We start from the raw sequence: 14,352 nt of genomic DNA, 5'->3' as shown, positions 1-14,352 counted from the left end.
TCAATGGCGGCGTCCGGTAACCACGCTGATATGGCCATCCTTCTCCAGAACTGCCAGCCGGAGATCGCCGAACGACGCGCAGTCGGCAGCCCGCATCGCCTCCTGCAGGTCATCTATACCGATGCGGTTGTCGTCCAGAGCTCGCCCGTAGACGTGGCCGTTGCGTGCCAGGACCACCGCGCGTCCTTCCACCAGACGTTCGATCCTGCGACTGCGCGAGGTGGTGACTCCCAGAATGTAATTCCATCCCATCAGGGTGGCCGTCAGGACGATGCCGCCCTGCAGCGATTCATCGCCGGCGATCATCGAGCCTTGCATCGCATCGCCCAGTAACACGAGGACCAACAGGTCGAACGGCGTGAACTGGCCGACGGTGCGCTTGCCGGACAGGCGCAGCAACACCATCAATACGAAGAAGACGACCGTGCCGCGCAGAACGATTTCCCACCAGGGGATCGAAAGTTCAAGCAGGTCTGACATGAGCGCGCTCCAGGAGTCGAGGGGCCCCAAAGGCCGACTCAAACCGGATCGTCGCAGTGGCGCGGTGAAACACGTGTAACGCGGCGATGAGGCCAAGCGTGCACGCGGTGACCGCGCATTGCGCGCCGTCAACAAGACAAACCGGATGGGGTCCCGCCACTGCCGAGCGCACAGGGAATCAAAGTGGTGCGCCTGGAGGGATTCGAACCCCCGACCAATGGCTTCGGAAGCCACTACTCTATCCAGCTGAGCTACAGGCGCATCTTGGGCCGCATGCGAAGACCGCACGGGGAGCGCATTCTAGCCCCAAACCCGGCCGCGCGTCATCGCCCATAATTGCACGATGAACTACGAGCGTTTCGAGCCGGCCCAGGTGCCTGCGTGGAAGACCCGCCTGCGCCTGTACTGGCAGCTGACCCGCAACGACCGCCCGATCGGCTGGCTGCTGCTGCTCTGGCCGACCTGGTGGGGGCTGTGGCTGGCGGCAGGGGGCGTGCCGCCGCTGTGGACGTGGTTCGTGTTCACCGCCGGGGTGTGGCTGACGCGTTCGGCCGGCTGCGTGATCAATGACTACGCCGACCGCTGGCTGGACCCGCATGTCGAGCGCACCCGCGAGCGGCCGCTGGCGACCGGCGCGGTCCGCGGACGCGAGGCTCTGGCGCTGTTCGCCGTGCTGATGCTGGGCGCGTTCGCGCTCGTGCTGACCATGAACGCGCTGACCGTCTGGCTCAGCCTGGTCGGCCTGGTGCTGGCGGCCAGCTATCCCTACCTGAAGCGCTACACGCACCTGCCGCAGGTCTACCTGGGCATGTCATTCGGCTGGGCGATCCCGATGGCGTTTGCCGCAGTCACCGGCGAAGTTCCGCCACTGGCATGGTTGCTGTACGTGGCCAACATCCTGTGGTCCACGGGCTACGACACCTGGTACGCGATGGTCGACCGCGAGGACGACATCAAACTGGGCGCCAAATCCACCGCGGTCCTGTTCGGCGACCTGGATCTGGTCATCCAGGGTGTGATCTACGCGCTGTTCTTCGCCGCCCTGCTGCTGGTGGGCCAGCGTGCCGGGCTGGGCGCCTGGTACGTGGCCGGGCTGGCCGTCGCCGTCGCGCTGGTGGCGTGGGAGTTCTGGATCAGCCGCACCCGCGAGCGCGGACCGCTGTTCCGCGCGTTCGTGCACAACCACTGGGTGGGGATGGCGGTGTTTGCCGGGATCGCGCTGGACCTGTGGATGCAGCGCGCCTGAGTCCAGGCCCGATCGTCGCGGGCGGAGCCTCACGGGCTGACCCTGACGGTCTGATCCTGACGGCCAGATCCCCACGACCGATTGTCCCGGAAGATTCCCAGGCTAGAGCCGGGTGGCGAACCTGCGCAGTTTCAGTCCGACCCAGATCTGCAACGCGCCGTACAGCAACGCTCCCAGACCGATCCAGATCGCGATCGTGGCAAGTCCGGCCAGCGGGTAGGCCACGAAAAGCACCGCCAGCGCGATCACCAGCAAGCCGCTCAGCGCGATCAGCCACTCACCGCGGATGTGCTTGCGGATTCTGATCGCCAGGGCGATGCGGAACACGCCCGCGACCAGCAGCCATGCGGCCAGCAGCAGCAACAGGACGCTCGCCATCTGCAGCGGGTTGAGTACCGCGAGCACACCGAAGGCAAGCGAGCTGAGCGAATACAGGGCGAGCCAGACACGTGAGATCCGCGAGTTTCCGGAAATCAGTGCAAACAGACTGATCACCCCCTCGGCGACGGCCATCACGCCGAACGCCCATACCATTGCCACCGCGGTGGCGGCCGGTGAGACCAGCGAGATAATTCCGAACCCCACGGCGATCACGCCAAACAACACCAGTACCCACCAGCTGCGGCCAATCACCATGACGATTTCCCGATAGAAGATGGCCCCATCTAGGCGCGCGCGGCGACGCCTGTCAATTGTCACGGAACCCGCGCGGCGACCCAGGCATCCACCCGTACTGCGCCGGCCCGGTACAGGCACTGCGCCGCGGAATGAAGCGTCGCTCCGGTGGTCATGACGTCGTCGACCAGCACCACGTGGGCCGGCAGGTCCACGCGCGGCGGGACCTCGAACGCATCCTCCACGTTGTAGCGCCGATCGGCCGCATCCAGCCGCGATTGCGGAGTCGTGGCAACCGCGCGCAACAGCGCGCCGTCGAGCAGCGGTACGCCCAACGCGCTTGCCAGAGGACGGGCCAGCTCCAGCGCCTGGTCGTAGCCCCGCTGGCGCAGGCGGGAGCGGTGCAGGGGCACCGGCACGATCGCGTCGGGTCGCGGCAGCGCGGCGAACGCCTGCACCATCAGCGCGCTCAGCACGCGCCCGGCCGCCAGGTCGCCGTGGAACTTGAAGCGCGGCGCGAGTCGGTCCAGCGGGACGCCATAGGTGCACGCGGCGCGCACCTCGACCAGCGGTGGAGGTTCGGCCAGGCAACTCGCGCACGTCGCCGATCCGGTGTGATGCGGGTTTGTCGTGTTGGCCTTCTCACCGGCCAGCGGCAGCGCACATCGCAGGCAGGCACGCGGGTGCCAGGGGATTGCCACCTCGCACAGCGGGCACAGATCGCGCCCCTGCTCCCCGTCCGCACCGCAGGCCAGGCAGTTCCCGGGCCACAGCGCGCTCGCAAGCCGGCCTCCCCACCGGGCCAGCACGCCAATCCCGTTTCGCCCCACCGTGTTGATCGCCATGTGTTGACAGTCCTGAGCGTTGCTTTCCAGACTGCCCGGCCCCTCATCGCGCCGTCAGCCGGAAAACCGCCATGTCCCGTGTCAGTGAAGCCAGCGTTTCCGCCGGTGCGCCCGATGGATGCCGCCATGACTGGACGCGCAGCGAAGTGCTTGCGCTGTTTGAGCTCCCGTTCACCGAGTTGCTGTTCCGCGCGGCGAGCGTCCATCGTGCGCATTTCAATCCGGCCGAGGTCCAGGTCAGCACCCTGTTGTCGGTGAAGACCGGCGGTTGCCCCGAGGATTGCGCCTATTGCCCGCAGGCCCAGCGCTACCACACCGGCGTGGACGCGCAGAAGCTGATGTCCACCGACGCAGTGCTGGAGCGTGCGCGCGCCGCGCGTGATGCCGGCGCCTCGCGCTTCTGCATGGGTGCGGCGTGGCGCTCGCCGGCCGACCGCGACATTCCCAGGGTCGCCGAGATGATCCGTGGCGTGAAGGCGCTGGGGCTGGAGACCTGCGCGACGCTGGGCATGCTCAGCGGCCGCCAGGCGGAGTCGCTCAGGGATGCCGGGCTGGACTACTACAACCACAACCTGGACACCGCGCCGGAGTTCTACGGCGAGGTGATCCAGACCCGCGGCTACCAGGACCGACTGGACACGCTGGCCCTCGTCCGCGACGCCGGCCTGAAGACCTGCTGCGGCGGCATCGTCGGCATGGGCGAGTCGCGGGAGCAGCGCGCCGGATTACTGCAGGCGCTGGCCAACCTTCCCGCCCATCCCGACTCGGTGCCGATCAATCGCCTGGTCAAGGTCGCCGGTACGCCGCTGGCAGACGATGATGCCCTCGCCGAACTGGACCCGTTCGAGTTCGCCCGCACCATCGCCGTGGCGCGCCTGCTGATGCCCCGGTCAATGGTGCGCCTGTCGGCGGGACGCGAGCAGATGAGCGATGAGCTGCAGGCGCTGTGCTTCCTGGCCGGCGCCAACTCGATCTTCCACGGTGAGAAACTGCTGACCACCGCGAACCCGGGCGCCGACCACGACCGTGCGCTGTTCGACCGTCTCGGCCTGCGGGCGATGCCGATGCCCGGAAAGGACGATAATGTGACCCCTACGGCCACCAGTCCGGGGGGAACAGTGCACGCCGACATCATCCACAGCGACCGCTTCGATCACCGCGTAAGCGACGCGCCTGCAACGCCCCATCCGCCGCGGTCAGTGGCCGGCGTGAAGCGCTGAGCCGTGGAGCGCGTATTCTGGGGCGATCGAATTGACGCGATCCGGGCGCAGCGCGCCGACGCGCCGGGCAGCCACGCCCGCTGTGCGGTCAGCCATCGTGACGGCGCCCGCTGCAGCGTCGACGGCCGCGAGCTGCTGAACTTCTGCAGCGACGACTATCTCGGCCTGTCCCAGCATTACGCGGTGATCGGCGCGTTGCAGGATGCCGTGGCCGCCCAGGGCGCGGGCGGTTCGGGTTCGCACCTGGCCTGTGGCCGGCATCAGACCCACGAGCGGCTGGAGCAGGAGATCGCCGACTGGCTGGGGACGCCGCGCGCCCTGTTGTTCGGCAGCCGTTACCTCGCCAACCTGGCGGTCCTGCAGTCGCTCCTCGGCGATGAGGATGTCTGCGCCCAGGACGCGTTCAACCACGGCAGCCTGGTCGACGCCGCCCGCCTGGCCGGCTGCCGCCTGCGCCGCTACCCGCATGGCGATCCGGAGGGCGCGATCCGGCAGTTGCGCAGCATGCCCGACGGCATGGCCATGGTCGCCACCGAAGGTGTCTTCAGCGCGGACGGCGACATTGCCCCGCTGCGGCAACTGGCGCTTGTCGCCCGCGTCCAGCACGCACTGCTGTATGTCGATGACGCGCACGGGATCGGCGTGGTCGGTCCGGAAGGACGCGGCAGCGTGGCCGCCGCCGACCTTGGCGTGGATCAGGTACCGCTGCAACTGGCCAGCCTGGGCAAGGCGTTGGGCGGGCAGGGCGCGGTGGTGGCCGGCACCCATGAGCTGATCGAGCACCTCGCCGATACCGCGCGGCCCTATCTGTTCACGACGGCCTTGCCGCCCGCGCAGGCGGCGGCCGGGCTCACCGCGCTCAAGCTGGCCCGCAAGGATCATTGGCGTCGGCAGAAGCTGGCCGAGCTGGTCGCGCATTTCCGCGAGCGTGCGCAGCGCGCCGGCTTGGCCCTGCTCGACTCGCAGACCCCGATCCAGCCGCTGCTGGTCGGTGACGATGCGTGCGCGGCATCGATGGCGGCCGCCCTTCAGCGCGCGGGCTACTGGGTGGAAGCGGCCGCGTCGCCGACCTTCGGCGAAGGCCAGGCCCGCCTGCGCATCACCCTGTCCGCGCTGCACGCCCCGGCCGATATCGACGGCCTGATCGAGGCCATGTCCGGCGCCCGCGATCGCGCCCGCGCCGAGGCCCGTGTGGCCGCCATCAGCCGCGGTGTCGCCCCATGATGCCGCAGGACATTTCGTGTCTGTCGACACCCGTCGGCAAGGCCCGCCCGGGAGCCACGGCATGAGCGCGCTGTTCGACTACCGCCAGATCCGCCGGGCTTTCTCGCGTGCGGCCGACACCTATACGGGTCTGGACGAGGTGCAGCGCGAGATCGGCTCGCGGCTGGCCGACTCGCTGGACTACCTGGATGATCCGGCGCTGGCGTTGCCGACGCCCGAAGTGGTAGTCGACCTGGGCGCAGGCCCCGGACACATGGCCGCGCTCCTGCAAAAGCGCTGGCCCAGGGCGCGCGTGCTCGCGCTCGACGTCGCGCCGGGGATGCTCGCCCAGGTCCGCGGCCAGGGCGGTGGCTTCCGGTTCAATCCCTTCGCGCCACGCCCGGTCCCGGTGGCGGCGGATGCGCGCGCATTGCCGCTGGCCGATCGCAGCGTCGATGTGCTGTATTCCAACCTGTGCCTGCAATGGGTCGAGGACCTGCCGGCGGTCTTCGCCGGGCTGCGCCGGGTGCTCAAGCCCGGTGGCCTGATGCTGGTCTCGACCTTCGGCATGGACACCCTGATCGAACTGCGTCAGGCCTTCGCCGAGGTCGACGAGGCGCCGCACGTCAGCCCGTTTACGGCCATTGGCCCGTTTGGCGATGCCCTCATTGCCGCCGGCTTCAAGGACCCCGTACTGGACCGCGACGAGTTCCACCTCGGCCAGCCCGACATGGCCAGCCTGATGCAGCGCTTGCAGGGACTGGGCGCCACCAACGCGCTGGCCGCCCGCCGGCGCAGCCTCACCGGCCGCCAGCGCTTTGCACGCGCCGGGGAGGTCTACGAGTCGATGCGCAAGCCCGATGGCCAGTTGCCGGTGACCCTGGAGGCGATCTACGCCCACGCCTGGGGTCCACCGCCTGGCGCACCCATCCGTGTCGGCGGCATTGATGAAGTGCAGGTGCCCGCGTCCAGCATCCGCGTGCGCAAGCGCTGAGCGGCGTGCAAGACCGCCACCGCCCGCTTGGCGTAGATTCGCGGCATGACTGATCTCTCCCAGCGCCGCCGGGCCCTGCTGGCGGTGGCGATCGCGCTGCTGTCGGCGCTGTTTTTCACCTGCACCTACGTGCTCAACCGCGCGGCGGCGATCGGCGGCGGCCACTGGGCGTGGACGGCCTCGCTGCGCTACCTGATCACCCTGCCGCTGATGGTCCCGCTGATGCGCTGGCAGGGCGGCATGGGGCCGGTCTGGCGCGCGATCCGCGCCCATCCGCTGCCGTGGCTGGGCTGGAGCACCGTGGGCTTCGTGATCTTCTACCTTGGGCTCAGCTACGCCGCCGCGAGTGGGCCGTCGTGGCTGGTGGCCGGCACGTTCCAGCTGACCGTGATCGCCGGCATGCTCTGCGCGCCCTTCCTCTACAACGACGAGCGCGCCCGCATTCCGCGCCCGGCGTTGGCGGTGGGGCTGGTCGTGGTTGCCGGCGTGCTGATGATGCAGTTCGGTGTCGACGACGGCGGGCTGGACCGCGAGGGCTGGATCGCGCTGGGCTGTGTCGCCGTTGCCGCGGTTGCCTATCCGCTGGGCAACCGCGGCCTGCTGTTGCACTTGGAGCGTGTCGCACCGTCCTCCGGCGGGGTGGAGCTCAACGCCACCCAGCGGGTGTTCGGACTGACCCTGGCCAGCCAGCCGGCCTGGTGGCTGGTCGCCGCCTTCGCGGCCGGTGAGGCAGGGGCGCCTTCGCTGGACCAGGTCTGGTTTGCCGCCGCGGTGGCGCTGGGGGCGGGCGTGATCGCCACGGTGCTGTTCTTCCAGGCCACCGGCATGGTCCGCAACAACCCCACCGCGCTGGCCGCGACCGAAGCCATGCAGGCCGCCGAGATCCTGTTTGCGACGGTGCTGGGTGTGCTGTTGCTGGGCGAGGCTTGGCCGCAGGGACGCGCCCTGTACGGCGCGCTGGTGGTGATGGCGGGCATCGCGGTGTTCAGCTGGATCGCCGCGCGCGCGGCGGTGGGCAGCCCGCCAGCGGTGCGGGCGCTGCGGAGCGAACGCGGCGGCTGAGCGTCGCCGGGCGCAGAACGGGCCCGCGGTTCAGCACGGCATGCTTAAATTCGGGCTCTGTCCGCACAGCCGTGAGCGCCCGCCATGTTCCATCCGATGACCCTCGCCGCGGTGGTTTCCGTCGCCACGCTGATCGCCACCAGCCTGATGCCGGTGCGCGCGCAGCAATCGCCTGCCGCAGCCGTCGAGCAATGGGGGTTCGATCCGTCAGCCCTGGTCGCCGACGGCCACGAGCTGCTGCTGCGGGCCCCGGACCCGGCGATCGACCAGCTGTTCCAGGTCGCTCGGACCACCCTGTCGGATCCGCGCGAGGCCGAGGTGCTGTGCCCGCTGTTCGACCCGGCCGCCGAGCGCAGCCTGGCGACCTTCAATCAGGTCGCCAACCGGCTGGGGCCGGAGCACAGCGGCCGTTTTGCCGGCGCCGTGGCGAACCTGTTCGTTGTCGCCATGCAGTCGCCGCGGCAGCCCTTTGACGAGGCCTCGGCCCGGCAGGGCCTGAAGTCCGCCGGCGTGCGCGCGGCGATGCTCAATGATGGTTTCGTTGCGGGCCTGAACGGCTCGGATCATCAGGCGCGTTGCCGTTCCATTCGCTGGCTGCTCGACGACCTGCATGCCCAGCCCCTGGCGAAGCGTGCGGCGGTCGCCCGGCTGTTGCTGGCCGAAGGGCTGGGCCACCTGACCATCGCTTTCGGCACCACGCCACGCTCAGGCGGCTGATCGCTCCCGCTTCAGCCGCGCGACGCGAGCGACAGCAGCTCCGACAGCTCGTACAGGTCGATGTTGCCGCCCGACAGCACGATGCCGACCGTGCGACCGGCAAACTGCCCGGGGTTTGCCAGCACCGCGGCGAGGCCGATCGCCGCGGAGGGCTCGATCACCAGCTTCATCCGCTCCCATACCAGCAGCATGGCATCGACGGTCTGCGTGTCTTCCACCAGCAGGATGTCGCGCACCAGCTGGCGCACCAGCGGATAGGTGAGGGTTCCCAGCTCGGCTCGAAGCCCGTCGCACACGGTGTCGGCGACCCGGCCGGTGATGCGCTCGCCCTGCTTGAGCGAATCGTGGGCATCGCGCGCGCCGGCGGGCTCGGCGCCATACACCTGGATCGACGGATCGACGCCCAGGGCGGCCAGGGCGGTGCCGGAAATCAGACCGCCCCCGCTGACCGGCACCACGACGGTGTCGATGTCGGGAGCGAAGCGCAGCATCTCCAGGGTGGCCGTGCCCTGGCCGGCGATGACCCGCGCATCGTTGAACGGGTGAACCAGGACCGCGCCGGTCTCTTCCACAACGCGCGCGGTGACCTCGTCGCGCGAGGCCTGGGTGGGCTCGCAGGGAACAATGCGCGCGCCGTAGCTTTCCATCGCCGCCAGCTTGACCCGCGAGGCACCGCGCGGAACCACGACGGTGGCCGCGATGCCGCGCTCGCGGCACGCCAGCGCCACCGCGCCGCCGTGGTTGCCCGAGCTCTGGGTGACCACGCCATTGGCAGCCTGGGCGTCGGTCAGCGAGAACACCGCATTGCACGCGCCGCGGAACTTGAACGAGCCCGCGCGCTGGAGGTTCTCGCACTTGAACAGCAGCCGGCAGCCGGCGATCGCGTCCAGGGTGCGGGCGTGCAGCACCGGGGTAGGGTTGATGTGCGGTGCAATGCGCGAAGCGGCGGTCAGCACGGCGTCGAAGTCCGGCGCGGCGTGCGGCTTGGCGGGGGTCTGGGCAGTGTCGGCGTTGTTCATGGCGACAAGCGTAGCCCAAGTGGTGGGCGCCGGCGGCCGTGTTTATGCGGCGCGAAGGATTAAGGGCTAGTTCAACGGCTATAGCCGAGTATGGTTCAACAATCAATGGGGGATCCACGCATGTTCCGCAAAATCCTGCTCCCCGCGCTCGCGATCGGCCTGTTGGGCGGTTGCGTCAGCAGCGGCTACCAATACGACAGCGGCGGCTACTACTACGGCCAGCCGTCCACCACCTATCGCTACCACGACAGCTACTACGACAATTACCGCTATCCCGGGTATTACGGCAGCCTGAACTACCGCTATGGCTACCCGGGCTACCGCTACCCGGGATACGGCTACCCCGGCTATGGCTATGGCGGCGGTTACTACCGGCCGCCGGTGGTGATCGTGCGCCCGGGGCATGGCAATCACCATGGCGGCAATCACGACTACCGCCCACCCACGGGTGGACGCAACGACCGTGCGCCGTGGCGCGACTACGAGCGCCTGCAGCGCGAGCGCATCCAGCGGTCCACGCCGCCGGCCGGCAACCGGCCGAGCTCGGCGGTGATTCGCAACCCGGTTCCGGCGCAGCCGCGCCCGGCCGCGATGCCCAGCCGCCCCGCCGCGCCGCCTCCCAGCCAGGGGTCGCGCAACTCGCGTTCCGACCGGATGATCGAACGTGCGCGCACCTCCCGCGAAGTCGAATAGCCGGCGCTTCCGGCCGGCACTGCGGGCCAGCTATTGACAAACAACGTCGCAATGCGACGTAATCAGTTACCGCTTCCATGCTGATGCCCGACAAGGAATCTCGGATCCCCCCTGTTCCGCCCTTGTCCGGCATCGGCGCCTACACCCGAAAGCCCCGCCACGCGGGGCTTTCGTCATTCCGGCCCGCGTCATGCGCAAAAAGCGCCGAATGGATGGCGAGCGCGCACGCAGCCGCTCCCCTGCCCAAAGTCTCGCGCAGAGTGTGACGAAGGGCATCGAGAGGATAAAAAAAAGGGCCGAATGTCCCCCGACATTCGACCCTGGTGCTTCCCCGACGGGCGCATGGTCGGCCCTGTTCCAATCCCGACCGGCGCCTGGCGCCTGCCCCGTTGGGTGCAGGAGTGATAACGCACGAAGCGTGCCAAGGTTGACGGCGAGGCAAAATCGGTCTCGCGGCAACGGCCTTTGACTCCGCTCAATCCGCGCCGGTTTTCGTGGCAAGTGCTTGATCGGCGTACAATTCCCTCCCTGCGTTGGCGCCGGTTTCGGCGTCCTTCGCGTCCACGGCGTACCCCGCCTGCCTGGTTGGCGACATGAAAAACGACTTCTACCAATATGACGTCATCGTGGTCGGCGGCGGCCACGCTGGTACCGAAGCGGCGCTGGCAGCCGCGCGTGCCGGTGCACGCACGCTGCTGCTGACCCACAACATCGAGACCATCGGTGCGATGAGCTGCAATCCGGCCATCGGCGGCATCGGCAAGGGCCATCTGGTGCGCGAGATCGATGCGTTGGGCGGGGTGATGGCGCATGCGGCCGACGCCGCGGGGATCCAGTGGCGCCGGCTCAATGCGAGCAAGGGACCGGCGGTACGGGCGACGCGCTGCCAGGCCGACCGCAGCCTCTATCGCGCCTTCATCCGCGCGGCGGTCGAGCGCCAGCCGGGGCTGACGGTGTTCCAGTCCGCGGTGGACGATATCGACTTCGATGCCGGCCAGGTGCGCGGCGTGACCACGCAGGCCGGGTTGCGATTCCGCGCGCCCGCGGTCGTGCTCACGGCCGGGACCTTCCTCGCCGGCAAGATCCATGTCGGCCTGACCACGCACGCCGGCGGCCGGGTCGGCGATCCACCGTCGGCCACCCTGGCAGCGCGCCTGCGCGAGGGTCCCTTCGTGGTCGACCGGCTGAAGACCGGCACCCCGCCGCGCATCGACGGCCGCAGCCTGGACTACTCGGTCATGGTCGAGCAGCCCGGCGATGACCCGCGCCCGGTGATGTCGTTCATGGGCTCGCGCGATGACCACCCGCGCCAGGTCTCGTGCTGGATCGCCGAGACCTGCGAGCGCACCCACGAGATCATCCGTGGCGCGCTGGACCGCTCGCCGCTCTACACCGGCCAGATCGACGGCATCGGTCCGCGTTACTGCCCGTCCATCGAGGACAAGGTGGTGCGCTTTGCCGAGAAGGCCAGCCATCAGATTTTTGTCGAACCCGAAGGTCTGGGCGTGACGGAGATCTACCCCAACGGGATTTCCACCTCGCTGCCCTTTGACGTGCAACTGGAGCTGGTGCGCTCGATCCGCGGCTTCGAGAACGCCCATCTCACCCGCGCCGGCTACGCGATCGAGTACGACTATTTCGACCCGCGCGGCCTGAAGGCGAGCCTGGAGACCAAGGCGGTGCAGGGGCTGTTCTTCGCCGGCCAGATCAACGGCACCACCGGGTATGAGGAGGCCGCCGCACAGGGCCTGCTGGCCGGCGTCAACGCGGCGCGGCAGGTGCAGGGCCACGAGGGCTGGTGCCCGCGCCGCGACGAGGCCTACATCGGCGTGCTGGTGGATGACCTGATCACCCACGGCACCACCGAGCCCTACCGGATGTTCACCAGCCGCGCCGAATACCGCCTGCAGCTGCGCGAGGACAACGCCGACCTGCGCCTGACCGCAATCGGGCGCGAGCTTGGGCTGGTCGACGATGCGCGCTGGAACGCGTTCGCCGCCAAGCGCGACGCGATCGAGGCGGAGAACGCCCGGCTCGGCGCGATCTGGATGTCGCCGGGCAACGCCTTGGGCAACGAGGTCGCCGGCGGGCTGGGGATCGAGCTCAGCCGCGAGACCAGCGCGCGGGACCTGCTGAAGCGCCCTGAGATCGACTACGCCCGGCTGGTCGCGGTGCCCTCGCTGGGTCCGGGCGTGGCCGATCCCGCGGTCGCCGAGCAGGTCCAGATCGGGGTGAAGTACGCCGGCTACCTGGACCGGCAGAACGCGGAGATCGCGCGCCAGCTCCGCCACGAAACCACGCCGATCGCCGGGGATTTCGACTACGGCCGGGTGCACGGTCTGTCGGTCGAGCTGGCCGGCAAGCTGGAGCAGGTGCGGCCGCAGACGGTCGGTCAGGCCCAGCGCATCCCCGGCATGACGCCGGCGGCGATCTCGTTGCTGCTGGTGCACCTGGTGGGCGCGCGCCGGCACCGGGTCGCCTGAACGTCGCAGGTCGCGCGCCGGTTGACCCCGGCGGTGGCGCTTCCTAGACTTCGGCGGCTGCCGGGGCCCGTTTCCTCCGGCCATGCCCGCAACGTGGACAGACCGAGTCAACCTGGAACTTTCCCCTACACCATGGACCGCGCGCGTCCCTGGCGGTACGTGGAGCCTGCAGCGATCCGGTAAGCCGGCGCTGCCCGCTTCCGTGGTCGCCTCATTCGCGACTTCCGGAGGCACCCCGTGATCAACCTCAAGAAGAAGAAAAAGCCCGACACCCGCCTCCTGTACCGGGCCGACGCGGAGGGCAACTTCGACGCCGACCTCGTTGCCGAGGCGATCGCCGCGGAACTGGCGCACGGCAAAGGCGAGTCGCTGCGCGGCGAACTGGCTGATGTCCTGGCCGCCGACCTGGCCGACGTGCTCACCCGCCTGGAGCCCGAGCAGCAGGCACAGGTGCTGCCGCTGATCACCGCCGACCAGCTCGCGCTGCTGTTCGGCTACCTGCCATTGGAGCTGCAGACCGAGCTGGTCGCCGGCATGCCGCGCCCGCAGGTGCTGGAACTGCTCAACCTGATGTCCGCCGACGAGCGCGTGGACCTGTTCAACACCCTGCCGGCGGACCGCCGCGAGCGGTTGCTGCCGGCGCTGGCGCAGGCCGAGCGCGACGACATCCGGCGCCTGGCCAGCTACCCGCGCGACAGCGTCGGCGCGCTGATGACCTCCGAGTACGCGACCCTGACCCCGGACCTGACCGCGGGCCAGGCGATCGCCGAACTGCGCCGGGTCGCGCCGGACAAGGAGACGATCTACACCTCCTACGTGGTCGACCACGACCGCCACCTGATCGGCGTGGCAACCCTGCGTCGCCTGATCCTGGCCGATCCGGACACCCCGGTGCTGGAGGTCATGGCGCCCAACCCTGTCACCGTGTACGTCGATGCCGACCAGGTCGAGGCGGCCAACAAGATCGCCCGTTACGACTTCATCGCCCTGCCGGTCATCGACCGCGAGGAGCGCATGGTCGGCATTGTCACCTCCGATGACGCGATGGACGTGGCCGAGGCCGAGGCGACCGAGGACTTCCACAAGTCCGGCGGTACCCTGGGCACGCTGACGATGAGCATGAAGGACGCCACGGTGTCCCTGCTGTATCGCCAGCGCGTGTACTGGCTGGTGCTGCTGGTGTTCGCGAACCTGTTCTCGGGCGCGGGCATCGCCCACTTCGAGGACCTGATCGCCGCCAACATGGCGCTGGTGTTCTTCCTGCCGCTGCTGATCGCCAGTGGCGGCAACGCGGGCGCGCAGTCCGCCACGCTGATGGTGCGCGCCCTGGCCACTGGCGATGTGGAAATGCGCGACTGGGGCAGCATGCTGGTGCGCGAACTGGTCGTGTCGACCCTGCTGGGCCTGACGATGGCCGTCGCGGTCAGCGCGATTGGCCTGTTCCGCGGCGGCCCGGCGATTGCCCTGGTGGTGGCCACGACCATGCTGCTGATCGTGCTGGTCGGCAGCGTCATGGGCATGTCGCTGCCGTTCCTGCTGAACAAGTTCAAGGCCGACCCGGCCTCGGCCAGTTCCCCGCTGATCACCTCGCTGGCCGATGGCATCGGCATCCTGATCTACTTCGGAATCGCTACCGTGATGCTGTCCTGGATGGGCCACGCGATCGCCTGATCGCCCCGGCCCGGCGTCGGTGGCCGGCGGCTCGACGCTGCGCGCGCTTGAGAAACCGCGCGATCGCACCCATTCAAGGACCTGTTGCGGCGGCGTGTGGAGGA

Annotated in this window: 13 protein-coding genes and 1 tRNA gene; 9 read left to right on the top strand and 5 right to left on the bottom strand. The window is 69.1% G+C overall.

The window, feature by feature from the left end; genetic code table 11:
• Positions 1 to 480 carry a DUF421 domain-containing protein gene (locus INQ41_RS12650; protein WP_193984985.1) on the bottom strand — a complete coding sequence of 160 codons (480 nt, stop codon included), beginning with the start codon at positions 478 to 480 and terminating at the stop codon, positions 1 to 3.
• 184 nt (positions 481 to 664) lie between these two features.
• Positions 665 to 741 (bottom strand) — tRNA-Arg (locus INQ41_RS12645).
• Between the two features lie 82 nt (positions 742 to 823).
• On the opposite strand from INQ41_RS12645, the gene ubiA reads away from it, so the two are divergent.
• A complete protein-coding gene (gene ubiA, locus INQ41_RS12640; protein WP_193984983.1) occupies positions 824 to 1,726 on the top strand; it encodes a 4-hydroxybenzoate octaprenyltransferase in 903 nt (300 codons plus the stop codon).
• Between the two features lie 102 nt (positions 1,727 to 1,828).
• On the opposite strand, the gene INQ41_RS12635 is transcribed toward ubiA, so the two are convergent.
• Together INQ41_RS12635 and INQ41_RS12630 are read right to left on the bottom strand one after the other, a co-directional pair.
• Complete coding sequence (locus INQ41_RS12635) at positions 1,829 to 2,362, bottom strand: HdeD family acid-resistance protein (RefSeq protein WP_193984981.1); 534 nt, start codon at positions 2,360 to 2,362, stop codon at positions 1,829 to 1,831.
• A gap of 59 nt (positions 2,363 to 2,421) precedes the next feature.
• The gene (locus INQ41_RS12630; protein WP_228076617.1) at positions 2,422 to 3,186 is read right to left on the bottom strand and encodes a ComF family protein; all 765 of its coding nucleotides are present in this window, start codon (positions 3,184 to 3,186) and stop codon (positions 2,422 to 2,424) included.
• A 71-nt stretch (positions 3,187 to 3,257) separates the two neighbouring features.
• Here INQ41_RS12630 and bioB point away from each other — a divergent pair, with 71 nt between their 5' ends.
• The 5 genes from bioB (at position 3,258) to INQ41_RS12605 (ending at position 8,382) form a co-directional block, all read left to right on the top strand.
• Positions 3,258 to 4,406: a biotin synthase BioB gene (bioB, locus tag INQ41_RS12625; RefSeq protein WP_193984979.1), complete on the top strand. Its 1,149-nt coding sequence runs from the start codon at positions 3,258 to 3,260 to the stop codon at positions 4,404 to 4,406.
• 3 nt (positions 4,407 to 4,409) lie between these two features.
• On the top strand, positions 4,410 to 5,630 hold the full coding sequence (locus INQ41_RS12620) for an aminotransferase class I/II-fold pyridoxal phosphate-dependent enzyme (protein WP_193984977.1): 1,221 nt from the start codon (positions 4,410 to 4,412) through the stop codon (positions 5,628 to 5,630).
• A gap of 61 nt (positions 5,631 to 5,691) precedes the next feature.
• On the top strand, positions 5,692 to 6,603 hold the full coding sequence (locus INQ41_RS12615; protein ID WP_193984975.1) for a methyltransferase domain-containing protein: 912 nt from the start codon (positions 5,692 to 5,694) through the stop codon (positions 6,601 to 6,603).
• A gap of 45 nt (positions 6,604 to 6,648) precedes the next feature.
• Positions 6,649 to 7,665: a multidrug resistance efflux transporter family protein gene (locus INQ41_RS12610; RefSeq protein ID WP_193984973.1), complete on the top strand. Its 1,017-nt coding sequence runs from the start codon at positions 6,649 to 6,651 to the stop codon at positions 7,663 to 7,665.
• 84 nt (positions 7,666 to 7,749) lie between these two features.
• The gene (locus INQ41_RS12605) at positions 7,750 to 8,382 is read left to right on the top strand and encodes a hypothetical protein (protein ID WP_193984971.1); all 633 of its coding nucleotides are present in this window, start codon (positions 7,750 to 7,752) and stop codon (positions 8,380 to 8,382) included.
• An 11-nt stretch (positions 8,383 to 8,393) separates the two neighbouring features.
• On the opposite strand, the gene INQ41_RS12600 is transcribed toward INQ41_RS12605, so the two are convergent.
• On the bottom strand, positions 8,394 to 9,401 hold the full coding sequence (locus tag INQ41_RS12600) for a pyridoxal-phosphate dependent enzyme (RefSeq protein WP_193984964.1): 1,008 nt from the start codon (positions 9,399 to 9,401) through the stop codon (positions 8,394 to 8,396).
• Positions 9,402 to 9,521: 120 nt separating this feature from the next.
• On the opposite strand from INQ41_RS12600, the gene INQ41_RS12595 reads away from it, so the two are divergent.
• The 3 genes from INQ41_RS12595 (at position 9,522) to mgtE (ending at position 14,248) form a co-directional block, all read left to right on the top strand.
• Entirely contained in the window at positions 9,522 to 10,094 is a 573-nt protein-coding gene (locus INQ41_RS12595) for a hypothetical protein (RefSeq protein ID WP_193984962.1), read from the top strand.
• A gap of 593 nt (positions 10,095 to 10,687) precedes the next feature.
• Positions 10,688 to 12,577, top strand: coding sequence for a tRNA uridine-5-carboxymethylaminomethyl(34) synthesis enzyme MnmG (gene mnmG / locus INQ41_RS12590; RefSeq protein ID WP_193984960.1), 1,890 nt, complete (start codon positions 10,688 to 10,690; stop codon positions 12,575 to 12,577).
• Positions 12,578 to 12,814: 237 nt separating this feature from the next.
• The gene (mgtE, locus tag INQ41_RS12585; protein WP_228076616.1) at positions 12,815 to 14,248 is read left to right on the top strand and encodes a magnesium transporter; all 1,434 of its coding nucleotides are present in this window, start codon (positions 12,815 to 12,817) and stop codon (positions 14,246 to 14,248) included.
• Positions 14,249 to 14,352: the final 104 nt, after the last annotated feature.

The organism is Lysobacter ciconiae, from assembly GCF_015209725.1.
Taxonomy (GTDB): Bacteria; Pseudomonadota; Gammaproteobacteria; order Xanthomonadales; family Xanthomonadaceae; genus Novilysobacter; species Novilysobacter ciconiae.
This window is presented reverse-complemented; position numbering and strand designations above follow the sequence as displayed.